This window comes from Janthinobacterium sp. SUN118 (genome assembly GCF_030397695.1).
Classification (GTDB): Bacteria; Pseudomonadota; Gammaproteobacteria; order Burkholderiales; family Burkholderiaceae_D; genus Janthinobacterium.
Genome location: NZ_JAPUBV010000003.1, coordinates 243427 through 266624 on the forward strand (window position 1 = coordinate 243427; position 23198 = coordinate 266624).

The following is a 23198-nucleotide window of genomic DNA, read 5'->3' on the forward strand; positions in this document are numbered from 1 at the left end:
GCCCTTTGTTTGATCCCTACTTTTGATTGTTGCAACCATGAACCAGAATTCCACTTCCGCCCGCAGCTGGGGCACCGTCGTCACGCACAGCGACGAGATGGCCATCATCTACCGCTACGTCGACGCCTTCCATGACGACTGGGACCTGTCGTCGCAGCCGGACCGCATCATCATCGCCTGGCGCTACGAAGACGAGACGGGCATGCCCGCGCCGAACGAGCGCGAGCACATGGAGGAGCTGGAAGCGGCGCTGGAACCGGTGGTGGAAGCGGATGGCTTCGCTACCCTGGCGCTGGTGTCCACGGGAGAAAACCTGCGCGAATGGATTTACTACACGCAGTCGGGCGAGGAATTCTTCAACCGCCTGAACACGGCGCTGGCGCCGCGCCCGAAGTTCCCGATTGAAATTCGCAGCGCGGCCGACCCCGCCTGGTCCACATACGCGGGTTTCATGGCGGCCTTACCCCCAACGACCTGATCAAACCTGCTGCGCGTCGTGATCTGCCGCCTGCGATGCTCACTGTGCTAAAGCACAGTTCCGCTCTCGGCGACAGCTCTCTTCCGCTCGCGACGGTTTTATCAGGGTTGGATCTAATCAGACCAGCGCGGCCGTTACGATGCGCGTGGCGGCCGTGATGATGTCCTGGTTCGTCGGTGCATTTTTCTGTTCGCGCGTGTAATACACGGCGATCAGCAGCGGCGCGCCGCTGGCCGGGTAGGCGACGCCGATATCGTTGACGCTGCCATACGCGCCCGAGCCCGTTTTATCGGCCACGTTCCAGCCGGCAGGCACGCCGGCGCGGATGCGCTTGTCGCCGGTCGTGTTGCCGCGCATCCAGGCGTCCAGTTGCTGGCGCTGCGGCGCCGGCAAGCTATTTCCCAATAACACTTGTTGCAAGCTGTGCGCCATCGACGCAGGGCTGGCCGTGTCGCGCACTTCGCCCGGAATCGCGCTATTGAGTTCCGTTTCCCAGCGTTCCAGCTGGAACAGCGTATTGCCGATGCTGCGCGCATAGGCCGTCACGGCTTGCGGTCCGCCCAATATTTTCATCAGGAAATTGGCCGCGCTATTGTCGCTGTATTGCAAGGTGGCGGCGCACAGCTCGGCCACGCTCATGCCGTCGGCCAGGTGCTTTTCCGTGATTGGCGAATACGTGACCAGTTCTTTTTTCTCGTAGCGCACGTGCTGCTCCAGCAAGCCCGGCTGGCTGACGCTGCGGGCCAGCACGGCGGCTGCCAGCATGGCCTTGAAGGTGCTGGCCAGGGGAAAGCGCTCGTCGGCGCGGTGGGTGACGCGCACGTCGCTGCCGTGGCGCCAGGCGGCAACGCCGAGGCGTCCGCCGGCGGCCTGTTCCAGCGCAGCCAGCTGTGTTTCGGCAGTGGCGATGCTGATGGCGGGCGCGGCGAACAGCGGTGTCGGGCACAGCAGGGCGGCGCCGCTGGCCAGCAAGAGGTTGCGGCGGAGGGGATTCAGGGATTCAGTCATGGTCTGGAAGCATTTTCGGTGTGGATAGGGTGGCCAGCAGTTCGCCGATGGCGAGCAGGTTGGCCGGTTTGGTCAGATGGTGGTCGAAGCCGGCCGCACTCGACTGGCTGCGGTCGTTTTCAGCGCCCCAGCCCGTCAATGCGACGAGCACGGCGGCAGCGCCGGCCGGCGTCTGGCGCAAGGCGCGCGCCACTTCGTAGCCGTTCATGCCGGGCAGGCCGATATCGAGGAAGATGACGTCGGGCAAAAATTGCGGCGCCATCGCCAGTGCCTGCGCGCCATCGTGGGCCACCTGCGTGGCATGGCCCATCATGTCGAGCACGGCAGCGAGCGTATCGGCCGCATCGACATTGTCGTCGACCACCAGTACGCGGAAATGGCGACCGCTGGCGGGGTATGCCGGGATGGCCGCTTCGGCGGGCGCTGCCGGCGCCACCGCCAGCAGCGGCAGGCGCACGCTGAAGGTGCTGCCGAGGCCGGCGCCGGGGCTGGCCGCCGTGGCGCTGCCGCCATGCAATTCGGCCAGGCGCCGCACCAGCGACAGGCCGATGCCCAGGCCGCCCTGGGCGCGGCCCATGTTTTGCCCCACTTGCGTAAACATGTCGAACACGGTGGCGATCGACTCGGCGGGAATGCCCACGCCGCTGTCCTTGACCTCGATCAAGACCTCGTTGCCATCGCGTACGGCGCGCAAGCTGATGTGGCCGCCGGCGGGCGTGTACTTGGCGGCATTGTTGAGCAGGTTGCCCAGCACTTGCGCCAGGCGCGTGGGATCGGCGTTGAGCGGCAGCGCCTGCTCGTCCAGCGCTACCTGCAACTGGTGGCGGTTGGCTTCGATCAGCGGCATGCTCGTTTCCACGGCGCCCGCGATGATGGCTTTCAAGTCCGCGCGTTCGAGCCTGAGTTCGATCTGCCCCCGCGTGATGCGGGCCACGTCCAGCAAGTCATTCACCAGGTGCACCATCTGATTGACTTGCCGCTCCATCACGTCGCGCACGCGCGCCACGGTGGCGGGCTTGTCCGCGGCCAGGCGCATGATCTGCAAGCCGTTGCGGATGGGCGCCAGCGGGTTGCGCAGCTCGTGCGCCAGCGTGGCGAGGAATTCCGTCTTGCGCCGGTCCATCTCGGACAGGTTGTCGGCCAGCTGGCGCAGCTGCTGCTCCGAGCGCTTGCGTTCGCTGATGTCGCTGAACAGTACCGTCAGCAGCCGGCTGCCGGGTCCGCCCAGGCGCGCGGCAAACACTTCGAACCAGCGCTCCATGGCCACGGCTTCGTTTTCATAACGGGCAGGCTCGCCCGTTTTCACGACCTGGTCGTACAGGTCGAACCAGTGCTGGTCGTGGTCGGGCACGAAGCTGCGGATGGTCTTGCCGATGGCATTGTCCAGGCCCGACTGCTTGACGAAGGCGGGGTTGCCTTCCAGGTAGCGGAAATCCACGGGACGGCCTTGCTCATCGTACAGCATTTCAATCACGCAAAAAGCCTGGTCCATCAGCTCGATCAAGGTGCTGTAGCGTTCCTCGCTGCTGCGCAGCGCGTCTTCCACCTGTTTCTGGCGCGTGATGTCGAGGAGGACGCCCGGCAATTGCAACGGCGTGCCATCGGCCGCGTATTCCACGCGTCCGCGCGCGATGACCGAGCGGTACTGGCCGTCGCCGGCGCCGACGCGGTAGCTGGCCTCGAACGGCGTGTGCGCGTGCAGCGCTTGCGCAATCTGCGCGCTGACTTGCTCACGGTCATCAGGATGGATGACGTCCAGGTAGCGCGCCAGCGGCGCCGCTGCCGTCGCGTCCGCATCGATCGGGAACAGGCGCGCCATATTGCTGTCGGCCGTGACGCGGTCGGCAACGATGTCCCAGTTCCAGGTGGCCACTTCGCCGGCTGCCAGGGTCAGGCGCAAGGTTTCCTCGTTCTGCTTGCTGGCCGTCAAATCGAGCGAAATGCCGGACAGGGCGATGACGTTGCCGGCGCCGTCGCTGGCGCAGGCGCCGCGCATGTGGGCCCAGTGCAGCGAGCCGTCGGGCCAGCGCACGCGGATTTCCACTTCGAAGTCGCTGGCGCTGGCGATCGCCGCATGCACGGCCGCCTGCCAGTGCTGCAGGTCGCCGTCGAGCATGGCGCCCGTCAATTGCGCGTAATCAATGCTGCTGGCCGGCGGCAAGCCGAGATTGGCCCTGAACGCGTCGGAACAGGTCATGCTGCCGCTGCCCAGGTCGATCTCCCACGTGCCCATGCGGCCGCCCTGCATGGCCAGGCGCAGGCGCTGCTCCGTCTGCCGCTGCTGCGTCACGTCGCAATGCGAGCCCAGCCATTCAATGACGCCGCCGTCCGGCGCGCGCACGGGCAACATGCGCACGATCACATTGCGGTAGGCGCCGCTGACATGGCGCAGGCGGTACTCCGTCTCGAATACCGTGGTCAGCTGCGTTGGCATGACGTAGGGCAGGTTGCGGTCGTCCGGGTGCAGCGCATTGATCCAGCCACGGCCCATCAGTTCGGCTTCGCTCTGGCCCGTGAAGGCGCGCCACGAGGGCTGGTCGGCATCGAACTGGCCAAAGGTTTTGGTGCTCCAGACGATGTCGCAGTGCGCGCCCAGCAGCAGATGCGCGGCCTGGGCGGCGGCAAGTGAGGATGGATCGGCGTGGTTGTGCTGGCTTGGTTCTGGCATGGATGTGATCGGCTATGGTGCGGCGCGCCGCCGCTGCACCGGAATGTGGCAGAACGGCATCGCTAGGTACGGCGATATTACAGTCAAATGCCGCTGCGGGCGCGTCTTCCACACAGCTGGCTCCGCCTTTTGCGCGCTGGGCGCACATGCCGGCGCCGGCGCCGGCAAACGGTGAAAACGGCGCCAGCATGCCCGTAGTGTGGCTGAATAACCACTAGGCAGTCGTTAATGTTAACTAATAAATATTTTACATAACAATATTCTTGCGGCGCATAAGGCGCTTGAATTAAATTGGCGCCTTACTGAAAAGTTGGTGTTCATCAGACATCCCAGAGATGCGGCCAGGACCGCTGTCAACTTGCGTGACAGCCAGGGCAGAGCCAGTGACGCCGAGAGCGGGGGGACATCCGCTCGCGCTGTTGCACCACGGTAGTGCAAATGATCGTCCAGCGCCGTACACATTCCGGAGACAGGTTGCAAGAAATACAGATTTCGCAATTCTTTTTTAAACTTCTGGGAAACAACATGATCAAAATGTCCAAGATGCACAAGCGTTTGTGCGCCAAAAGCGCCGCCATGCTGGCACTGTCCGCAGCCCTGCCTATCGGCACGGCTTACGCGGATGAAGCCGCCGCAGATACGACGCCTGCCGCCAGCCAGCTCGAGACCGTGACGGTCACGGCGCAGCGCCGCAAGGAAAATATCCGCGACGTGCCCGTCTCCGTGTCGCTGTTGCGCGACGAGAAGCTCGACGTGCTGGTCTCCAGCGGCCAGGATATCCGCGTGCTGGCCGGCAAGGTGCCGAGCCTGAACGTGGAATCGTCGAATGGCCGTACCTTCCCCCGCTTTTACATCCGCGGCTACGGCAATACCGATTTCAACATCTTTGCATCGCAACCTGTTTCCCTGATTTACGACGACGTGGTGCAGGAAAACCCGATTCTCAAGGGCTATCCGATTTTCGACGTGGCCGGCGTGGAAGTGCTGCGCGGCCCGCAAGGCACCCTGTTCGGCCGCAATACCCCTGCCGGCGTGGTCAAGTTCGAATCCGTCAAGCCGAACCTGGACAAGGTCGAAGGCTATTACAACGTCTCCACCGCCACGCATAACACGAGCAATTTCGACGGCGCCGTCAACGTGCCGCTGAGCAAGGAATGGGCGCTGCGCTTCTCGACCCTGCGCCAGCACCGCGACGATTACGTCGACAACACCTTTACGGGCAAGAAAAACGCGCTGGACGGCTACAACGAACACGCCGAGCGCGTGCAACTGCTGTACGCACCGAACACGACTTTCAACGCCCTGTTTAATGTGCACCAGCGCAACACCACGGGCAGCGCGCGCGTCTTCTACGCCAACATGATCAAGCAGGGCACGAACGATATCGTCGACGGTTTCGACCCGAACAAATCGTTTACGAATGCCCCGAACTTCCAGCGCCTGCGCACCAACGGCGCCAGCGCCCGTCTGAGCTGGGACCTGGATGGTATCAAACTGTATTCGATCACGGGCTTTGAGCAGGTCGGTAATTACGTGTCGCATGGCGACATCGATGGCGGCACGCCGACGGGCCCCGGCTTTATTCCTTTCCAGGTTGAAACGGCTGGCGGCATCACGAGCGTGAAGCAATACTCGCAAGAATTCCGCGCCGAATCGAAGAATGCCGGTCCGCTCAATTGGCAGGCAGGCGTGTACTACTTCAACGAAGATGCCAATGGGTTCACCGACAACTTCAATACCGACACGCATGTGCTGACCACCCACCTGGCCAGCCGCCAGAAGAACTCGGCCTGGGCAACGTTTGGTTCCGTCAACTACGCCGTCAACGATGACTTCATGCTGCGCGCCGGTTTGCGCTACACCAAGGACAAGAAGGATTTCAACACGGTGGAAGCGACCAACATCGTGCAAGTCAACCCGACCAGCGCCGATGTCAGCAAAGCCAAGGTCAACTGGGACTTGAGCGGCACCTATAAATACAACAAGGACGTGAACTTCTACGGCCGTATCGCTACCGGTTTCCGCGCGCCAAGTATCGCTCCGGCCAGCACCAGCGTGCCCGTCACCGTGGCCGATGCGGAAACCATCACCTCGTTTGAAGCCGGCATCAAGGCCGACCTGTTCAACCGCCGCGCCCGCGTCGCGTTCAGCGTGTACGACTACCAGGTGAAGAACCAGCAGCTGACGGTGGTGGGCGGCACGTCGAACATCACGCGCCTGATCAATGCCGCCAAGACGAATGGCCGTGGCGCGGAACTGGAACTGGAAGGTTTTGTCACGCCGAGCCTGAAGATGTCGCTGGGCGGCAGCTACAACTTCACGGAAATCAAGGACCCGAGCCTGTCGATCGCCACCTGCGCCCAAACGCGCTGCACCGTGACCGATCCGCTCACCACGGGCAATCGGGCCATCATCGACGGCAATCCATTGCCGCAAGCGCCGAAGTGGACGATCACCGCCACGGGCCGTTATTCGATCCCGATGGAAAACGGCGAGTTCTTCGTCTTCACGGATTGGGCATACCGCAGCAAGATCAATTTCTTCCTGTATGAGGCAACCGAGTTCACCGGCAAGCCGATGGTCGAAGGCGGCTTGCGCGTGGGCTACACCTGGGATGCCGGCAAGTATGAAGTGGCTGCGTTTGGCCGCAACATCACCGACACCCAGCGTATCACGGGCGCCATCGACTTCAACAACCGCACGGGCTTCATCAATGAGCCGCGTCAGTTTGGCGTGCAATTCAAGGGCAACTTCTAATTGCCCGATAGCAGGCGCCGGCCATGTGCCGGCGCCGGCATTGCCACCCGCCCGGTTCGCCGCGGCGGGTTTTTTTATGCGCGCGCGGGAAGTTGCGCCAGCCGCTGGGCCCAGGCGGGAATGGCCTGCCGCCAAAACGCATCCACGTTATCGGCGCGCACGTCGAGGCCGAGGAAGCGGGCGGCCGGCAGCAGCGCCGACGCCAGCAGCCCGGCAGTGCCCGTGCCCGTATCGAAGGCGAGGGCGCCCGTCTGCTTCGACAGTTTTTCGCCGCTGTCGTTGGTGACGACGGGCACGTGCAGGAAGCCCGGATGCGGCAGACCCAGCACATCCTGCAGGTAGAGCTGGCGCGGCGTGGAATCGAGCAAGTCGGCGCCGCGCACCACCTGCGTGATGCCTTGCGCGCCATCGTCGACCACGACGGCCAGCTGATAAGCCCAGTAGCCGTCGCCGCGCAGCACGATGAAGTCGCCCACCTCGCCGGCCAGGTCCTGTTGCTGCGGACCATGCCAACGGTCGACAAAGCCATACACGGCTTGCGGCCCCTCTGGCACGCGCAGGCGCATGGCGCGCGCCGCCTTGCCTGGCGCCAAGCCGTGGCGGCAGGTGCCCGGATACACGGCGGCGCCGTTTTTCGGCGCACCGGATTGCAGCACCGAATCCTGGATTTCCTTGCGCGAACAGCCGCACGCATACACGAGGCCATCATCCTGCAACTGCTTGAGCGCCGCCTCGTACAGCGGCAAGCGCTTGCTCTGCCACGTCGCCTCGCCATCCCACTGCATGCCGCAACGCTGCAGGCTGGCCAGGATGCCGAGATCGGCGCCCTCGACATTGCGGTCATAGTCCAGGTCCTCGATGCGCAACAGCCACGTGCCCCGATGCACCTTGGCATCGAGATAACTGGCCATGGCGGCAACAAGTGAACCCATGTGCAGGGGGCCGGAGGGGGAGGGGGCGAAGCGGCCGATGTAGTGGGCGGTGGGCAAAGAAGTGTTCATTCGTGCAGGCGCAGGCGGCTACACCGGTAGGCTGCGCTTGGGGAGTTGGCTATGGTTGGCGCCAAGTATCGGGGAGCGAACGTGGCGTGTCAAATCGGGGGCGAAATGCTGCATGCCGTCATGATCGGTAACGCCATGCTGGTTTGCCGGATGCGCGCGATGTCGGCGATGGCATCTCGCGGAAGTTGTGCGAATGAAAGGACGAATAGTATCCAGGGAACTTGCCGGCAGTTGTTCCACGCTCGCGCCCTCCGCCAGCCGGAAAGCGTCATGCTGGCATCAGGCGCGCGCGTGGGTGTCGATGCGTGACTATGATTCCTAGAAATGGTACTCGGCGCGTATCATCGGCGTCTTCGCCGTCTGCCCCGTGTTGCCCGTGGTGGCGGGCGAATTGCCGAACTTGTTTTTCCAGTACTGGTACTCGAGGCCCACGCGGAAGGTGTTCTTGGCACTGCCCAGGGCGGCGCCCACGTCGTACATCACTTGCATGTCGATATTCGTTTCCACCGCCGTGTCGCGGCCGACCTCGTCCTTGCCTTTTGAATCGATGAGGTTAAAGAATCCTTCGAACGAGAACAGCGGCGACAGCGGGATGGCCCAGGCGCCCGTCAGCATCGTGTGCGTCTTGTACGTGTAGCGGCCCGTCACTTGCGAGATGGGCGGGAAGGCGCCGCTGGGGGCATTGCTTTCGCGCAGCAACAGCAGGCTGGTGTTGAAGAAACCGGGCACGTCCCACATCAGGGTCGGGCCCGCCACCAGCATGCGCTTGCGCGAGTTGTAGCCGACGTCGTTCTTGGTGTTGACGTCGAAGCCCAGGGTGACGCCGACGCCGCGCACGGGGCCGAACTTGATGTCGCTGCCGCGCACCTTGCCGATGTCGATGGTGTTGCGGTACACCAGGTAAGCCTCTTGCGCGCCCGAGGTCTTGCCCAGCGCGCCAGGGTCCTTGCTGTCGGAAATCAGGAAGTCCAGGTTGACGAAGTTGCTGCCGTATTTGTAGCCGCTGGCATGCGTGATGGCAAAGATGTTTTTCTTGATGTCATCGGGATTGAACGGTTCGCGGTAGTCGTTGCCGGCGCGCCAGCTGAGGGCGGTATCGCTCCATTCGGCGGCCTGGACGGCGGCCGCCGGGCCGAGGGTCGTGGCAAGGCATAGCAACAGACACGGTAGGTTTTTTGGCACTTTCGGCTCCTGGTGGCGGGGTGGGAAAACGGTGCTGCGCGATGGCGGGACGGGGTGCCCGCACCTTGCGGCGACGCGGAAAAAAGGCGTGCCGTTCAATCCATGATGCGAGCAGCGCGGCGCCGGACGATATGTATCATGTGCATACTTACTATCATTTCCTGCATATAATCATCGCACCTTCTCGTCCTTGCGGGGCAAGGCGGGTGCTGCAAAGCTGATAATTTTTTTCAAAATTGTATACCGGTGTTGTTTTTTTGCGGAAATGGAAATGGGCGCCGCCACGCCATCCACCAAAGCGCCGCGGATGCCGATACGATACCTGTCAGACACATGCACGGCCCGGTTTTCCTCTCCCATCGATATACTGCAGCGAGGCACGAGAACAACAATGACGGCACGCCTGGAACTCATCGGTATCAGCAAGCGCTATCCGGCCGTGGTGGCCAATGACGGCATCCATCTCACCGTCGCACCCGGGCAAATCCACGCCGTACTGGGCGAGAATGGCGCCGGTAAATCGACCTTGATGAAAATCATCTACGGCGCCGTACAGCCCGATGGCGGCCGCGTCCTGTGGAACGGGCGCGAAGTCGATATCGCCAACCCGTCGGCCGCGCGCGCGCTCGGCATCGCCATGGTCTTCCAGCATTTCTCCCTGTTCGATACCTTGACCGTGACGGAAAACATCGCCCTCGGCTTGCCTGCTGGTACCGACATGGCGGAGCTGGCGCTGCGCATCGAGGCGACGGCGCGCCAGTACGGGCTGGAACTGGAACCGCAGCGCCATGTGCACACCTTGTCCGTCGGCGAATGCCAGCGCGTGGAAATCGTGCGCGCCTTGCTGGCCAAGCCGCAACTGCTGATCCTCGACGAACCGACGTCCGTGCTGACGCCGGGCGCCGTGGAAAAACTGTTTGCCACCCTGCGCCAGCTGGCGGCCGAGGGGTGCAGCATCCTCTACATCAGCCACAAGCTCGACGAGATCCGTGCCCTGTGCCATACGTGCACGGTGGTGCGTGCCGGCAAGAATGCGGGCGTGTGCGATCCGTCGCTGGAATCGGCGGCCAGCCTGTCGCGCATGATGATCGGCGCCGAGCCGCCCGCCATCACGCGCGTGGCGCGCACGCCCGGTGCGGCCATGCTAAGCGTCAAGAATTTGCATTTGCCGAAGAGCCATCCATTCGCCACGCAATTGAGGGATATCCATTTCGACGTGCGCGCAGGCGAGATCGTCGGCATCGCCGGCGTGTCCGGCAATGGCCAGCAGGAATTGCTGGCCGCGCTGTCGGGCGAGGACAGGCGCGCCGGCGCCGACACCATCGTCCTGAACGGCACGCCGGCGGGCCGCTTGCCGCCGGGCCGGCGTCGCGCGCTGGGCTTGGGTTTCGTGCCGGAGGAGCGGCTGGGCAGGGGCGCCGTGCCCGACATGTCGCTGGCCGACAACGTCTTGCTGAGCTTGCAAACGCCAGCCACCATCCGCCACGGCTTCCTGCGCCACAAGGTCATTGCCCAGCGCGCCGCCGCCATCATCGCGCGCTTCCAGGTGAAGGCGGGCGGGCCGCAGGCGCTGGCGCGCAGCCTGTCGGGCGGCAACTTGCAGAAATACATAGTCGGGCGCGAAGTCCTGCGCGCACCCACGGTGCTGGTGGTGGCGCAGCCGACCTGGGGCGTGGACGTGGGTGCGGCCGCGCAAATCCGCGCCGAGTTGCTGGCGCTGCGCGATGCGGGCTGCGCCGTGCTCGTCGTATCGGAAGAACTCGATGAATTGTTCGAGATCAGCGACCGCCTGCTGGTGATGGCGAAGGGGACGATGTCGCCCTCCGTGGCCGTGGGCGAGGCCAGCGTCGCGCAGGTGGGACAATGGATGAGCGGGTTGTGGCCGCAGGAGGCTGCCCATGGCTAAGTTTGCCTTGCGCCTGGAAGCCCGTCCGTCCCCATCCAGGTTGATGGCGTGGCTGTCGCCCGTGCTGGCCGTGCTGCTCACCGTGCTGTGCGGCGCGCTGCTGTTTATGGCGCTGGGGCACGATCCGCTGGCCGGCCTGGCCGTCTTCTTTGTCGAACCGCTGCGCGATGCGCACGGCTGGTCCGAGCTGGGCCTCAAGGTGGCGCCGCTGCTGTTGATCGCCGTCGGCCTGGCCATCTGCTTTCGTGCCAACATCTATAACATCGGCGCGGAAGGCCAGCTGACGCTGGGCGCCATCTGCGGCGGCGCGGCCGCCTTGCACCTCGACGATGGCGTCGGCGGCGCGGCCATCATCGGCGTGTCCCTGCTGGCCGGCATGGCGGGCGGCATGGCGTGGGCGGGACTGGTGGCGTGGTTGCGCGACCGCTATAACGCCAGCGAAATCCTCGTCTCGCTGATGCTGGTCTACATCGCGCAGTTGCTGCTCAGCTATCTCGTGTATGGCGTGCTGCGCGACCCGGAAGGCTTCAATTTTCCCCAGTCGAAACTGCTGTCGGACGGCTTGCTGCTGCCGATGGTCGTGGCGGATACGCGCTTGCACCTGGGCATCGTCTTTGCCCTGCTGGCCTCATTGGGCGGCTGGCTGTACCTGTCGAAAAGCCTTTCAGGCTTCCGCCTGCGCGTGGGCGGCATGGCGCCGGCCGCCGCCCGCTATGCGGGCTTTTCCTCGCGCAAGACCCTGTGGTCGTCCCTGCTGATCTGCGGTGCGCTGTCGGGCCTGGCGGGCGCATGCGAAGTGCTGGGACCGATGGGGCAGCTGACGCCTACCGTCTCGCCCGGCTACGGCTTTGCCGCCATCATCGTCGCCTTCGTCGGGCGCCTGCATCCGGTGGGTGTGATCTTTTCCAGCTTCGTCATGGCCCTGTTCTATATCGGCGGCGAGCTGGCGCAATCGCGCCTCGGCTTGCCCAGCGCGATCACGGGCGTGTTCCAGGGCATCTTGCTGTTCGCCTTGCTCGCTTGCGATGTGTTGATCCAATACAAACTGCGCTGGAGGAAACATGGATAACCTGGCCCTGACGATTGCGCCATTGGTCGCCGCCAGCATCAATGCGGGCACGCCGCTGATGCTGGCCGCGCTCGGTCTGCTCGTCAATGAAAAGGCGGGCGTGGTGAACCTGGGCGCGGAAGGCATGATGCTGGTGTCGGCCATCACGGGCTTTGCCGTGGCCGTCAACACGGGCAGCCCCACGCTGGGCTTCCTGGCCGGCGCGGGCGCCAGCATGGTCCTGTCCGGCTTTTTCGCGTGGCTGACGGTGTGGCTGGGCACGAACCAGTACGCGACGGGCCTGGCCCTGTCGCTGTTCGGCGCGGGAGCGTCCACGTACATCGGCCTGAAGTACGTGGGCAACAGTTTGCAGAACGGCCGCTTCGGTATCCCTTTCCTGGAAGACATTCCCGTGCTGGGGCCGGCCCTGTTCCGCCAGCATCCGATGGTGTATCTGTCGCTGCTGCTGTGCCTGGCCATCGCCTGGTTCTTGTACCGCACGCGCGCCGGCCTGGTACTGCGCGCCGTAGGCGAGTCGCCCGCTTCCGCCCATGCGCTCGGCTATCCCGTGCGGCGCATCCGCCTGGCGGCCGTGCTGTTCGGCGGCGCCTGCTGCGGCCTGGCCGGCGCCTTCCTGTCGCTCGTCTACACGCCGCTGTGGGTCGAGGGCATGGTGGCGGGGCGCGGCTGGATCGCGCTGGCGCTGACCACCTTTGCCACCTGGCGCCCGGCGCGCGTGGTGGGCGGCGCCTATCTGTTTGGCGGCATCACGATATTGACCTTCCACGCGCAGGCGCTGGGCGTGCCCGTCGCTTCGCAGCTGCTGTCGATGCTGCCGTACGTGGCGGCCATCGTCGTGCTGGTCCTGATTTCCAGCAATGCCAATTACATCAAGCTCAACATGCCCGCTTCGCTGGGGAAGAATTTCAATCCGGGCGCTTAGCCCATGCCGCTCGAAGGCACGCCGTCACTCCCCCGCGGCGCGCTGTCTTCTTGATTTCCGATGGGGGGCCATCAAAGGAAAACCATGTCCAAGAAACTGTTGTGCGCCGCCGTCTGCAGTGCCGTTCTGATGCCAGCCCTGGCCGCCGCGCCTGCCGCTACCCCGTTGAATGTCGGCTTCGTGTATATCAGCCCCATCGGCGACGCGGGCTGGACCACCCAGCACGACCAGGCGCGCAAGGAAATGGAAAAGGCGCTGGGCAGCAAGATCACCACCAAGTACGTGGAAAACGTGCCGGAAAGCGCCGATGCGGAACGCGTTATCCGCGACCTGGCACAAACGGGTAGCAAGCTGGTCATCACGACCTCGTTCGGCTACATGAATCCCACCTTGAAAGTGGCGAAGCAATTTCCTAATGTGAAGTTCATTCATTTGACGGGATACAAGACGGCGCCCAACGTGGCCAATACGAATGCGCGCTTTTATGAGGGCCGCTACCTGGCCGGCGTGCTGGCAGGCAAGATGAGCAAGACCCATGTGGCCGGCTACGTGGCGGCGTTTCCCATTCCGGAAGTGTTGCAAGGCGTCAACGCCTTCACGCGCGGCATGCGCAGCGTCGACCCGAAGGCGGAAGTGAAGGTGGTGTGGGTGAATAGCTGGTTCGACCCGGGCAAGGAGCGCGACGCGGCCATCACCCTGATCGGCCAGGGCGCCGACGTGGTCACCCATCACACGGATTCGACCGCCGTGGTGCAGGCGGCGGAAGAGAAGGGCAAGTATGCGATCGCCTACCACTCGGACATGAAGAAGTACGGACCGAAGGCGCAGCTGGCCGCCGTCACCCACCACTGGGGCGACTACTATACGAAGCAGGCGCAGGCCGTGCTGGACGGCACATGGAAGTCGAGCAGCACCTGGGGCGGCATCAAGGATGGCATGGTCAGGCTGGAAGGCGTCAACGCCGCCGTGCCGGCGGACGTCAAACAGTTTGTATTGGCACGAGAGAAAGAGTTGGTTGCTGGTAAGCTCAACCCGTTCAGCGCACCGATCAAGGATAACGACGGCAAAGTGCGCCTGGACAAAGGCGTGCTGGACGATGCGGCGCTGACGAAGATGGATTATTTTGTCGAAGGCGTGGCTGGAAAAGTTTCCGGAAAGTAATAGGTTTGAGTATAAACTTGCTGTAATATTGCCGGAAACGGGAGCGGGGCCGGGACGCACTGCGCGTCGCCGGCCCGCTCACATAGCAGAGCCTGAACAGGCCCGTACCGGAGAACGACCCATGGATAGACTGGAAGTATTCAAGATTATCGCGTTGCAGGCCAGCAAGGGCGAGCTGACCTTCCCTGCCAACGTCAAGGCCACCCTGAAGCTGCAGGAAGCGCTGGACGACCCCGATTGCCACATCGAAGCGGCCGCGCGCATGGTCATGGCCGAGCCGCTGTTGTCGGCCAGGGTCGTGGCGCTGGCCAACTCGGCCGCCTACAACCGTACCGGCAATGAAATCGCCAATGTGCGCGCGGCCGTTTCGCGCCTGGGCTTTGCCACCTTGAAGTCGATGGTGGCGTCCGTCATCGTGCGCCAGCTGGGCAGCCAGATTACCGACCCGCAATTGCGCGCCAAGTCCGCCAAGCTGTGGGAACACACGGCCCACGTGGCCGCGCTGAGCCAGGTGATCGCCAGGAAAGTCACGCATGTGGACGTGGAAACGGCCATGTTTGCCGCCATCGTGCATGAAGTGGGCGGCTTTTATCTGCTGTCGCGCGCCGAGGAATATCCGGGCTTGCTCGACGATAATACGGAAGACTGGATCGAATACGGCGAAAAACTGATCGGCCGCGGCGTGCTGCGCCAGCTGGAAGTGCCGGACCTCGTGCTGCAGGCCGTGGAAGGCATGTGGCATGGCGGCAGCCCGTTTCCGCCGCGTACCCTGGGCGCGACCCTGGTGCTGGCCAACGACCTGGCGCCCGTCGGCTCGCCCCTGCACCCGCCGGAAAGCGCCGCGCGGCGCCAGGCGGCGGCGAAGATCGACTTCGGCATCGGCGGCAGCACCCTGCATACGATACTCGAGGAATCGGCCGAAGAGATCGAATCGCTGGCGGCCGCCTTGCTGGTGTAATTGCTGGTCCGAACATTTTCATTGAAGAATCCCCGCCCTTGCGCGGGGATTTTTTTCGCCCGCATTTTGCTGTGCTTGCCCCATGGCATACAATCGCCGGCTCGGCCATCCGCCGGACTGACTTACTCCTCTTATCAAAAGGATCTTATGCAGAAGCTGTTTTCCTCCCTGGCCTTCACGGCGCTCGCTTCCAGCCTGGCGCTGGCGTTTTCCGCGCACGCCGCCGCGCCTGCCGCCAAGGACTTGCCGACCGTGCAGGAAGCGCCGTTGCGCGCCCACCTGGCCTTCCTGTCGAACGACTTGCTGGAAGGCCGCGGCACGGGCCAGCGCGGCGCCGACCTGACGGTGGCGTACCTGGAAACCCAGGCGCAGATGGCAGGGCTGAAACCCGTGCGCGGCAACAGCTACCGCCAGAGCGTGCAGATCGCCGGCGTGAAGTCGCTGCCGGCCGAGAGCAGCCTGCAAGCCGTGGCGGGCGGCAAGGCCGTGCCGCTGGCGTTCGGCCCGGACTGGGTATGGGCCACGGGCGACTCCGTTGCCGCCCACACGTTGGATGCGCCGCTGGTGTTCGTCGGCTACGGCATCACGGCGCCGGAAGAAGGCTGGAACGATTTCAACGGTGTCGATGTCAAGGACAAGATCGTCGTCATGATGGTCAACGACCCGCAGCCGACCGTGGCCGAACCGAACCGCTTCGCCGGCAAGGCGCTGACGTATTACGGCCGCTGGACGTATAAATTCGAGGAAGCCAAGCGCCAGGGCGCCGCCGGTGTGTTGCTGATCCACACGAAGCCATCGGCATCGTATGCGTGGAGCGTGGTGCAGAACAGCTGGAGCGGCAGCGAGCGCTTCCAGCTGGCCGACCGCACGGCAGGCACGCCGTTGCAGGGCTGGATCACGGAAGAGGCGGCGCGCCGCCTGTTTGCGGCCGGCGGCCAGGACCTGGACGCCTTGCGCGCCAAGGCGGAAAGCAAGGACTTTAAAGCCGTCGCACTGGACGCCAAACTGTCGGGCGAAATGAAGTCCGCCGTGCGCAAGGTGGAGCAGTTCAACATCGCCGGCATGGTGCCGGGCACCGATCCGAAACTGAAGGATGAAGCCGTCATCTACAGCGGCCACTGGGATCACCTGGGCAAGCAGGGTGACACGGGCGACACCATCTATAACGGCGCCGTCGACAATGCCTCGGGCACGGCAGGCTTGCTGGCCATGGCGCAGGAAGCCGTGAAAAAGCCGGCCAGGCGCACGCAGATTTTCCTGTGGGTGGCGGCCGAAGAACAGGGTTTATTGGGCAGCGCCGCCTACGCGGCCGACCCGTTGTGGCCGCTGGACAAGACGGCTGCCGCGCTCAACCTCGACAGCCTGAACTTCGTCGGCGCCACGCATGACATCGGCGCACAGGGCAGCGAGCGCACGGAACTGGGCGCCATGGCGGCCACGGTGGCGAAAGCCATGGGCATGCATATCGCGCAAGCGCGCCCTGACCTGGCCGGCGGCTATTTCCGCAGCGACCATTTCAGCTTTGCCAAGGCGGGCGTGCCCGCGTTCTCCATCAATGGCGGACGCGAGTACATCAAGGACGTGGAAGCGTCGAAAGCGAAGGCGGCCGCGTATGGCCCCCGCTATCATCAGGTCACCGATGAGTACGACGCCAGCTGGGATTTGTCCGGCATGACGCAGCAGGCGCAGTTCACCCTGAACCTGGGCCAGGCCGTGGCGAACGGCGCGAAGATGCCGGCCTGGAAGGCGGGCGACGCGTTCGGCAAGGCGCGCGAACCGGCGCAGTAAGGACGTAAAAAAACCGCTCGAGGGAGCGGTTTTTTTTAGGATCGTAGGTCGGATTAGCTCGAAGAGCGTAATCCGACAACATGGTTGGCGCAGCAGTGTCGGATTACGCGGCGTGCCGCCGCTAATTCGACCTACGTGATAGATGGCTGGGCGGCCCGTTCCAGCCGTCGCTGCGTGTGGCGGTACTTGCTCCACACCAGCAGGATCGTAGGTCGGATTAGCTCGAAGAGCGTAATCCGACAACATGGTTGGCGCAGCAGTGTCGGATTACGCGGCGTGCCGCCGCTAATTCGACCTACGTGATAGATGCCTGGGCGGCCCGTTCCAGGCGGCGCTGCGTGTGGCGGTACTTGCTCCACACCAGCAGGGTCGTAGGTAGGATTAGCTCGAAGAGCGTAATCCGACAACATGGTTGGCGCGGCAGTGTCGGATTACGCGGCGTGCTGCCGCTAATTCGACCTACGTGATAGATGTCTGGGCGGCCCGCTCCAGCCGGCGCTGCGTGTGGCGGTACTTGCTCCACACCAGCAGCAGCAGGAGCGGCATGGCGCCGCCGACGGCGCACAGGGCCAGCCAGCCGCCGGCGGCAAAGCTGGCGCTGGCCAGCGCCGAACCGGCCGAGGCGCCGATGAAGCCGCCCGCGATGAAGACGGTGGTGACCCTTGCGCGCGCATGCGGCGCCAGCTTATAGATGATGGACTGGTGCGTCACTTGCAGCCCCATCACGCCCATGTCCAGCAGGACGATGCCGACCAGCAGCAGCACCAGCGAGTGGGCGCCGAAGCCGATCAGGGCCCATCCCGCCAGCGAGGCGACGGCCAGCAGCCACGTGGCCTGGCGCGCGTAGCCGCGGTCGGCCATGCGGCCCGCCGTGTTCGCGGCAAACGCCCCCGTGGCGCCCGCCAGGCCGAACAGGCCGATCTGCATTTCCGAGTAGTGGTAGGGCGCGCCGCTGAGCAAGAAGGTCAGGCCCGTCCAGAACACGCTGAAGGTGCCCAGGCCCAGGCCGGAGAACAGCGCGCGCTGGCGCAGCAGCGGCTCCTGGCGGATGATGTCGGCCAGCGAGGCCATCAGCTTGCCGTATTGCAGCTTGCCCCGTGGCGCCTCGTTCGGCAGGATGCGGCGCAGCATCAACAGCAGCGCCGCGACGACGATGGCGGCCAGCACGTAGACGGTGCGCCAGCCGCCGCTGATCTGCGCCACCGTGCCGGACACTGTACGCGCCAGCAAGATTCCCAGCAACAGGCCCGTCATGACGGTGCCCACCATGCGGCCCCGGCTGTGATCGGGCGCATACGAGGCCACCATGGCCGTGACCACCATCAATGCGCTGGCCGTGATCCCCATCAAGACGCTGGCGATGGCAAAGACAATAATATTCTGGCTGGTGGCCGCCAGCAGCAGGGCGGCTATCTTGGCGATCAACATCCACGTCAGCAGCTGGCGGCGGTTCAGCACGTCGCTGAGCGGCACGAGGAAGACGATGCCCAGCACATAGCCGATTTGCGTGGCCGTGACCAGGTAGCCCGCTTGCGGCACGCTGACGCCAAACGAGGCGGCCAGCATGGACGTGAGCGGCTGCACATAATAGAGGCTGGCGACGAGCACGCCGGCGGACAGGGCAAACAGCAGGATGCGGGTGGCGCTCAGCAGGGTGCTGGCGTCGAGGGTAGCGGGTGCGGCGGGAACAGCTGGTTTCATGCGATACGACTTTCTTGGAATGACGCTTTTGGATCAGCATGATAGCGGGGCTGCGCATTTCTTGCCGGGCATGGCCGATTCTGGCGGCGGGACGCCAGGCAAAAAAAATCCCGGCGATCGTTGCCGATGGCCGGGAAAAGGGTATACGGGGATATACCGAGGGAGGAAAACAGAAAACAATTGCTACACTTGCTGAGCGTGCCGATTGCGTGCTTCGGCGGCCTGCATTGCCCGCTGCCTCGGCGGTTCCATGCATCAGCACGGTGCAGGGGCTCGTCGACCACGCGCTTGCGCCCGCGGCAGACTGGGCAGCGTTGTTATGACTGGCGCGCCAGTTCCGCGTGCACTTGCGCCGTGATTTCGTACGAGCGTAGCCGGTGCTGATGCTCGAAAATTTGCGAGGTGATCATCAGCTCGTCGGCGCCCGTTTCGGCGATGAAGGCGGCTATCTTCGCCTTCACCGTGTCTGGCGCGCCGATGGCCGTGCACGACAGGACGGAATCGAGCATGGCGCGTTCCTGCGGGCCCAGCTGCTCCAGGTAACCGGGCACCGGTGGTTGCAAGCGCGACGGGCGCCCCGTGCGCAAGTTCACGAACGCCTGCTGCATCGACGTGGCGCGCAAGTGCGCTTCCGCATCCGTGTCGGCGGCAAACACGTTGAAACCCAGCATCACGTACGGTTTCGCCAACTGTTTTGAAGGCTTGAAGTGTTCGCGGTAATAGGCCACGGCTTGCAGCATCATTTGCGGCGCGAAATGCGAGGCGAACGCATATGGCAAGCCCAGGTGGGCCGCCAGCTGGGCACCGAACAGGCTCGAGCCGAGTATCCACACGGGCACTTTCGCGCCCTTGCCAGGCACGGCCAGCACGCGCTGGCGCGGCTCGTCGGACATATAGTCGATCAATTCCAGCACGTCCTGCGGAAATTGCTCGGCATCGGATTGCAGGTCGCGGCGCAAGGCGCGCGCCGTCGTCTGGTCGGAGCCGGGGGCACGGCCCAGGCCCAGGTCGATGCGGCCCGGATGCAGCGCTTCCAGGGTGCCGAACTGTTCCGCGATGACCAGCGGCGAATGGTTAGGCAGCATGACGCCGCCCGCGCCCACGCGGATGGTTTTCGTGCCGGCCGCCACATGGGCGATCACGACGGCCGTGGCGGCGCTGGCGATGCCGGGCATGCCGTGGTGTTCGGCCAGCCAGTAGCGGTTGTAGCCCCAGCGTTCGCCGTGCTGCGCCAGGTCGAGCGTGTTCTTGAACGACTGGCTGGCGTCGCTGCCTTCGGCGATGGGGGCCAGGTCGAGTATGGAAAATGGAATCATGGTAGCGATATCGGGACGTGGTGGAAAATCACAATGGACGATTTGTCTATCCCCTGACGACAGCAGGGTCAGCCACAACAGCATGGCGGGGAAGACAGGCTGTGCACATGATAATGCGAATCGGGAATTTGCGTACTGATCGGTAAAAAACTCGCCTTGATTGGAAATTCATGACAGCAATGCTAGAGTGTGCCTCCCAACCCTACACCCCTCGCCATGACCAAGAAACCCGTCCTGCTGACCCTGCTGACCCTGCTGCTGCAGTCCGCCTTCCCGCTTGCCGCCCACGCCGCGCCCGTCAGTGCGCAGGCGCAGGAAACGGCCCGCCATGCGCTGGCCACCTATCCCGAACCGCTGATCGCCAGCCTGGCGAAGATGGTCAGCTACAACACGGTGGCCGACCCGGCCGTGCCGTTTGCCGACAATCCCCAGCACACGGGCTTCAAGCGCTACCTGGCGCAAGAGGCGCAGCGCCTCGGCTTTGATTTTCACGATCACGGCCATGTGGTGATCATCGGCATGGGCAGTGGCAGCGAGCGCGTGGGCGTCATCACGCACGGCGACGTGCAACCGGTGAATCCCGCCAAGTGGGCCCGTTCGCCGTTCGAGTTGGACCGCACCAGCGAGCCGGGCAAGCTGCTGGGACGGGGCACGGAAGACGACAAGGGCCCGATCGCCACGGCCCTGTATGCGATGAAGGCCATCCAGGATAAGAAAGTCCCGCTGAGCAAGCGCATCGAGCTGTACGTCTACATGGCCGAGGAATCGGACTGGGAGCCATTGAAACAGTTCCTCAAGACCCATACGCCGCCGCAGGTGAACATCACCATCGACGCGGAATACCCGGTGGTGACGGCCGAGAAGGGCTACGGTTCGATCAAGCTGACCTTGCCGCCGCGCACGGCCTTGCCGGTGGGCGGCGGCCCCGTGCTGACGCGCTTGACGGGCGGCTTTTTCGGCAGCCAGATCCCGGAAGATGCGAGCGCCGTCATCGCGCATGCGCCGCCAGCGCTGGAAGCGGCCATCCGCGCGCGGGCGCAGGCGCAACAGGGCGTGCGCTACAGCTACGCGCGGGACGGCGACACCCTGACGGTGACGGCGCTGGGCGTGTCGGCCCACTCGTCGAAGCCGGAGGATGGCGTCAACGCCATCAGCATGCTGGCCGACGCGCTGGCCGTGCGGCCATGGCAGGGCACACAGGCGGCCGACATGCTGTCGTTCCTGAATGAACTGGTGGGCACGGGCATCCACGGCGAGCGCTTTGGCCAGATCGCCTACCGCGATGGCTTCATGGGGCCGATGACGGTGGCGCCGACCGTGCTCAAGCAGAATGGAGGCGAACTGGAACTGAATATCAACCTGCGCCGTCCGCAAGGCAAGACGGCAGCCGTGCTGCAGCAGCAGGTGACGGCCGCGTTCGATGGCTGGAAGGCGCGGCGTCATGTGCCGGCCACCTTGCAGGTGCAGATCGGCGAACCGTGGCTGCAGACGGCGGCGCCGCAGATCCCCACCCTGCTGTCCGTCTTTTCGCACTACACGGGCATCGCCGATCCGCAACCGGTGGCCATCGGCGGCGGCACCAATTCGCGGCTGTTCCCGAACGCCGTCAGCTTTGGCCCGGCCATGCCGCATACGGTGTACACGGGGCATTCCGAACACGAATTCATCACGGAAAAGCAATTGCTGTTGAACTTGCAGATGTACACGGCCGTGCTCATTGAGCTGGCGCAATAAGAACCTGTCACGGCAGGCAGCGTCTTCTGCGGCCTGTTTGGCCTGGATGCGGACAGGACGCGAGGAGGCAACGGGGCAAGCCACGCGACGGCTCCCCGCTTCGGCGGGCCGTCGGCTGTGCAGGTATTTATCTGGCGGGATAGGCGCCAAGGCTTGAAAAAAAAGGCTGGCGGCATAGACTGCAACCCTGAGACAACGCCGGCTGCCGAACTTTTTGCATGCATGCGTGTCATACGTTTCCATGTGGGAAGGGGGCAGGTATGCATAGCAAACAGGACGTCCGGCTGGCGGCGGGCCGGGCAGGCGTGGCAGGCGGGACAGCGTTGCGGCTGGTCCCGGATGGAGAGCGATCATGAACTGGCCGCTGGAACTGGAAGTGGCGCACAAGCTGGCGCAGATGCGCGGCTGGCTGGAAGACCAGCGTGCCGGTGCCGTGCGCCTGCGCGGCGTGGACTGGTTTGCCTGGGCCACGGCGGGCGCGTCGAACAGCCATTGCCAGACAGCCGAGTGCGGCTGTGCGGAGGTGCTGGTGACGCGCGACGCCGCTTACATCCTGACTGACGAGGCTGAAGCCATGCGCATGCGCGAAGAGGAAGTGCGCGGGCCGTGGACGTGGCAAGTGTCGCCATGGATGCAGCCCCAACTGTATGAATTGCGCGAGCATTTCGTGCAGCATGTAGCCGGTGGCGCGCCGATCTTGTCCGATCGGCCCGGACTGCATGAGCGCAGCTTGCCCGTGGCCTTGCGCGAAGAGCGGCTGGTGCTGCTGGAATCGGAGCAGTCGCGCTACCGGCAAGTGGGCCAGCTGGCCGCCAGCGCGGCAGCGGACGCGCTGCGCCAGGCCCGCCCCGAGTGGAGCGAGCGGGAACTGGCCGCCGCGTGCGTGCGCGCCCTGTGGCTGCGCGGCTTGCAAGCCGTGCACGTGCTGGCTTCCGGGGCCGAGCGTCAGCAGCGTTATCGCCGTGCACCGGCTGCCCATGACGCTCTCGGTTCGCACGCCGTGCTGGCCCTGTGCGCGCGGCGTTTTGGCCTGTGCGCCAGCCTGAGCCGTCAACGGCGCTTCGGCCCCACATTGAGCACGGGCATGAGCACGGGCACGGCCGGGGCGGCGGGCGGCATGGACGACGCCGATGCGGCCATGCTGGCGCTGGAAGCCGTGGCCCTCGACGCGTGCGAGACGGGCCATGCGCTGAGCATGGTGTATCACGCGCTCGACAGCGCCTATGCATATGCAGGCCAGCCCGATACGGTGCGCACCAGCCGCCAGGGCGGCATTCATGGCTACCTGGCGCCCGAAGTGGCGGCCGGCGCGCATACGGAAATCATCCTGAAGCGCGGCATGGCGCTGGCGTTTCACCCCAGCCTGCCTGGCAGCACGGTGGAAGACACCTTCCTGCTCGACGCCAACCAATTGCATAACCTGACGCATGACCCCGCCTGGCCCTCCATCGTCGTGCAGGGACGTAGCCGGCCATTGACACTGGCATTGGCTTAGCGCTACCAGGCAAACCAGACCAGACCAGGCCGAGTCAAACCGAGTCAAACCAAA

17 protein-coding genes are annotated in these 23198 nt (G+C 64.4%); 10 read left to right on the forward strand and 7 right to left on the reverse strand.

What is annotated here, in order from left to right; translation table 11 throughout:
- Positions 1–37 precede the first annotated feature (37 nt).
- The gene (locus tag O0880_RS20160) at positions 38–478 is read left to right on the forward strand and encodes a DUF695 domain-containing protein (RefSeq protein WP_071325043.1); all 441 of its coding nucleotides are present in this window, start codon (positions 38–40) and stop codon (positions 476–478) included.
- A gap of 117 nt (positions 479–595) precedes the next feature.
- Here O0880_RS20160 and bla read toward each other — a convergent pair whose 3' ends face one another.
- A complete protein-coding gene (gene bla, locus O0880_RS20165; protein ID WP_289888387.1) occupies positions 596–1486 on the reverse strand; it encodes a class A beta-lactamase in 891 nt (296 codons plus the stop codon).
- Positions 1479–4154 (reverse strand): PAS domain-containing protein, encoded by a 2676-nt coding sequence (locus tag O0880_RS20170; RefSeq protein WP_289888388.1) that lies wholly within the window; start codon positions 4152–4154, stop codon positions 1479–1481. Before O0880_RS20170 ends, bla begins: the two co-directional genes overlap by 8 nt.
- 525 nt (positions 4155–4679) lie before the next feature.
- Here O0880_RS20170 and O0880_RS20175 point away from each other — a divergent pair.
- Positions 4680–6911 carry a TonB-dependent receptor gene (locus O0880_RS20175; RefSeq protein WP_289888389.1) on the forward strand — a complete coding sequence of 744 codons (2232 nt, stop codon included), beginning with the start codon at positions 4680–4682 and terminating at the stop codon, positions 6909–6911.
- A gap of 74 nt (positions 6912–6985) precedes the next feature.
- Here O0880_RS20175 and gluQRS read toward each other — a convergent pair whose 3' ends face one another.
- From gluQRS to O0880_RS20190, 3 genes are all read right to left on the reverse strand, one after another.
- The gene (gene gluQRS, locus O0880_RS20180) at positions 6986–7912 is read right to left on the reverse strand and encodes a tRNA glutamyl-Q(34) synthetase GluQRS (RefSeq protein ID WP_289888390.1); all 927 of its coding nucleotides are present in this window, start codon (positions 7910–7912) and stop codon (positions 6986–6988) included.
- A 318-nt stretch (positions 7913–8230) separates the two neighbouring features.
- Positions 8231–9073, reverse strand: a complete 843-nt coding sequence (locus O0880_RS20185; protein WP_289888724.1) for an outer envelope protein — start codon at positions 9071–9073, stop codon at positions 8231–8233.
- Between the two features lie 192 nt (positions 9074–9265).
- On the reverse strand, positions 9266–9454 hold the full coding sequence (locus O0880_RS20190) for a hypothetical protein (protein ID WP_289888391.1): 189 nt from the start codon (positions 9452–9454) through the stop codon (positions 9266–9268).
- A 31-nt stretch (positions 9455–9485) separates the two neighbouring features.
- On the opposite strand from O0880_RS20190, the gene O0880_RS20195 reads away from it, so the two are divergent.
- The 6 genes from O0880_RS20195 (at position 9486) to O0880_RS20220 (ending at position 16898) form a co-directional block, all read left to right on the forward strand.
- Positions 9486–11000, forward strand: coding sequence for an ABC transporter ATP-binding protein (locus O0880_RS20195; protein ID WP_289888392.1), 1515 nt, complete (start codon positions 9486–9488; stop codon positions 10998–11000).
- Positions 10993–12069, forward strand: coding sequence for an ABC transporter permease (locus tag O0880_RS20200; RefSeq protein WP_289888393.1), 1077 nt, complete (start codon positions 10993–10995; stop codon positions 12067–12069). The genes O0880_RS20195 and O0880_RS20200 overlap by 8 nt, the downstream gene beginning before the upstream one ends.
- Positions 12062–12991 (forward strand): ABC transporter permease, encoded by a 930-nt coding sequence (locus tag O0880_RS20205; RefSeq protein ID WP_071325036.1) that lies wholly within the window; start codon positions 12062–12064, stop codon positions 12989–12991. Before O0880_RS20200 ends, O0880_RS20205 begins: the two co-directional genes overlap by 8 nt.
- 84 nt (positions 12992–13075) lie before the next feature.
- On the forward strand, positions 13076–14152 hold the full coding sequence (locus O0880_RS20210; RefSeq protein WP_071325035.1) for a BMP family ABC transporter substrate-binding protein: 1077 nt from the start codon (positions 13076–13078) through the stop codon (positions 14150–14152).
- Positions 14153–14273: 121 nt separating this feature from the next.
- On the forward strand, positions 14274–15110 hold the full coding sequence (locus O0880_RS20215; protein ID WP_071325034.1) for an HDOD domain-containing protein: 837 nt from the start codon (positions 14274–14276) through the stop codon (positions 15108–15110).
- Between the two features lie 147 nt (positions 15111–15257).
- A complete protein-coding gene (locus O0880_RS20220) occupies positions 15258–16898 on the forward strand; it encodes a M28 family peptidase (protein WP_289888395.1) in 1641 nt (546 codons plus the stop codon).
- A gap of 459 nt (positions 16899–17357) precedes the next feature.
- On the opposite strand, the gene O0880_RS20225 is transcribed toward O0880_RS20220, so the two are convergent.
- Both O0880_RS20225 and O0880_RS20230 read right to left on the reverse strand, forming a co-directional pair.
- Positions 17358–18599: an MFS transporter gene (locus O0880_RS20225; RefSeq protein ID WP_289888396.1), complete on the reverse strand. Its 1242-nt coding sequence runs from the start codon at positions 18597–18599 to the stop codon at positions 17358–17360.
- A gap of 317 nt (positions 18600–18916) precedes the next feature.
- Positions 18917–19915, reverse strand: coding sequence for an LLM class flavin-dependent oxidoreductase (locus O0880_RS20230; RefSeq protein ID WP_289888397.1), 999 nt, complete (start codon positions 19913–19915; stop codon positions 18917–18919).
- Positions 19916–20131: 216 nt separating this feature from the next.
- Here O0880_RS20230 and O0880_RS20235 point away from each other — a divergent pair, with 216 nt between their 5' ends.
- Both O0880_RS20235 and O0880_RS20240 read left to right on the forward strand, forming a co-directional pair.
- Positions 20132–21649, forward strand: a complete 1518-nt coding sequence (locus tag O0880_RS20235; RefSeq protein WP_071325030.1) for a dipeptidase — start codon at positions 20132–20134, stop codon at positions 21647–21649.
- 352 nt (positions 21650–22001) lie between these two features.
- Entirely contained in the window at positions 22002–23144 is a 1143-nt protein-coding gene (locus O0880_RS20240; RefSeq protein WP_289888398.1) for a peptidase M24, read from the forward strand.
- Positions 23145–23198 lie beyond the last annotated feature (54 nt).

Excerpts from the sequence above, each read along its gene's own strand:
- O0880_RS20160 (WP_071325043.1), top strand. The coding sequence starts at position 38 with ATGAACCAGAATTCCACTTCCGCCCGCAGCTGGGGCACCGTCGTCACG.
- bla (WP_289888387.1), bottom strand. The coding sequence starts at position 1,486 with ATGACTGAATCCCTGAATCCCCTCCGCCGCAACCTCTTGCTGGCCAGC.
- O0880_RS20170 (WP_289888388.1), bottom strand. The coding sequence starts at position 4,154 with ATGCCAGAACCAAGCCAGCACAACCACGCCGATCCATCCTCACTTGCC.
- O0880_RS20175 (WP_289888389.1), top strand. The coding sequence starts at position 4,680 with ATGATCAAAATGTCCAAGATGCACAAGCGTTTGTGCGCCAAAAGCGCC.
- gluQRS (WP_289888390.1), bottom strand. The coding sequence starts at position 7,912 with ATGAACACTTCTTTGCCCACCGCCCACTACATCGGCCGCTTCGCCCCC.
- O0880_RS20190 (WP_289888391.1), bottom strand. The coding sequence starts at position 9,454 with ATGGGAGAGGAAAACCGGGCCGTGCATGTGTCTGACAGGTATCGTATC.
- O0880_RS20195 (WP_289888392.1), top strand. The coding sequence starts at position 9,486 with ATGACGGCACGCCTGGAACTCATCGGTATCAGCAAGCGCTATCCGGCC.
- O0880_RS20200 (WP_289888393.1), top strand. The coding sequence starts at position 10,993 with ATGGCTAAGTTTGCCTTGCGCCTGGAAGCCCGTCCGTCCCCATCCAGG.
- O0880_RS20205 (WP_071325036.1), top strand. The coding sequence starts at position 12,062 with ATGGATAACCTGGCCCTGACGATTGCGCCATTGGTCGCCGCCAGCATC.
- O0880_RS20210 (WP_071325035.1), top strand. The coding sequence starts at position 13,076 with ATGTCCAAGAAACTGTTGTGCGCCGCCGTCTGCAGTGCCGTTCTGATG.
- O0880_RS20215 (WP_071325034.1), top strand. The coding sequence starts at position 14,274 with ATGGATAGACTGGAAGTATTCAAGATTATCGCGTTGCAGGCCAGCAAG.
- O0880_RS20220 (WP_289888395.1), top strand. The coding sequence starts at position 15,258 with ATGCAGAAGCTGTTTTCCTCCCTGGCCTTCACGGCGCTCGCTTCCAGC.
- O0880_RS20225 (WP_289888396.1), bottom strand. The coding sequence starts at position 18,599 with ATGAAACCAGCTGTTCCCGCCGCACCCGCTACCCTCGACGCCAGCACC.
- O0880_RS20230 (WP_289888397.1), bottom strand. The coding sequence starts at position 19,915 with ATGATTCCATTTTCCATACTCGACCTGGCCCCCATCGCCGAAGGCAGC.
- O0880_RS20235 (WP_071325030.1), top strand. The coding sequence starts at position 20,132 with ATGACCAAGAAACCCGTCCTGCTGACCCTGCTGACCCTGCTGCTGCAG.
- O0880_RS20240 (WP_289888398.1), top strand. The coding sequence starts at position 22,002 with ATGAACTGGCCGCTGGAACTGGAAGTGGCGCACAAGCTGGCGCAGATG.